Source organism: Actinomycetota bacterium (genome assembly GCA_030682655.1).
Lineage (GTDB): Bacteria > Actinomycetota > Coriobacteriia > Anaerosomatales > JAUXNU01 > JAUXNU01.
This window is the reverse complement of record JAUXNU010000108.1, coordinates 1-1142: the sequence shown is the minus strand read 5'-3', so window position 1 is coordinate 1142 and position 1142 is coordinate 1. Positions and strand designations below refer to the sequence as shown.

Sequence of the window (1142 nt, the reverse complement as noted above, 5' to 3'; positions counted from 1 at the left end):
GGCCGGTCTTCGGGCACGGAAGCGGGCCGACATGCGGGCAAGGTCATGTTCCGCTGCGTCGTTTCGGACGGCTCACGCCGTCCTTCCCGCTCGCCGAACCAGGGCGTCGACCCGACTTCGCCAGTCATCGGCTACCATGGAGTCCATCGGGCGCGGGTCACGCCCAATAGCGTTGGACATACAGGGGGGAGCGCAATGCGGGTGCTGGCGTTCACGAACGGGCCGGAGGATTGGCGCGCCCTGCTCGCTGACCCGGTGAAGCACTGGCGCACTGGGTATTCCGCCCGGACACTCGCGTACTCGTGGGAAGCTGCAGACGGCTTTCCGCCTGAGGTCGCCAGCGCCGTCGGCTCGAGTTGCGACCCGCTGCTCGCCGGACTCGCTCCGGTCCTAGTGATTCCTGAGTTCAAGGTTCCTCTTCCGCCCACCGGCGGCCGTCCCTCACAAAACGATATCTTCGTCCTCGCGCGTTCGCTTGCCGGCCCCGTTGCCATGATGGTCGAAGGCAAGGTGGATGAGTCGTTCGGTCCTGTGCTCGGCGATTGGCTCGCGGAGGCCTCTCCGGGGAAGCGGGAACGGTTGGACTTCCTGCTTCGCACGCTCGGTCTCATAGCGTCGCCGCCCGATGATCTACGCTATCAACTGTTCCACCGTGCCGCCTCGGCGGTCGTCACCGGTGAGCAGTACCGCGCCGCTGCCGCCGTGATGCTCGTGCACTCGTTCAGTCAGAAGCGGACCGGCTGGCAGGACTACGCGGCGTTCGCGTCTCTGTTTGGCGTCGAGGCGCGCGAGAGCGTCATGCAGCGCTTTGGCTTCGAGTCGCGTATCCCGCTGTTCGGAGTCTGGGTCGCAGGTGATCCGGCATTCCTGCGCAGCTGACGGCTGATGTCCAACAAGGGCATCGACACAGACAAACCGGCCGCATGAGGTATTCTCGGCATGGAATGTAGGCGTGGCCGGTTTGCTGGTCATGCCCAATGCGTTCGGCAGACGCGTCTCCTTTCGCGAAGACCATGGATATGGTGGGAGACCTGCGAGCTTCAATCTCCGGACTCTCCCTCGGCGCATGGACTGACGCATGGGACGGATCGGTTCTCGGAAGCGTCGCGTCGGCGAGAGCGCGGTCGGCGCGCATCCCTCGG

The 1142-nt window shown here is 65.2% G+C and carries 1 protein-coding gene; it reads left to right on the top strand.

Annotated elements, in window-relative coordinates; genetic code table 11:
- Positions 1–879, top strand: an 879-nt coding sequence (locus Q8K99_06325) for a hypothetical protein (GenBank protein ID MDP2182167.1), incomplete at its 5' end; no start/stop codon positions are given.
- Positions 880–1142: the final 263 nt, after the last annotated feature.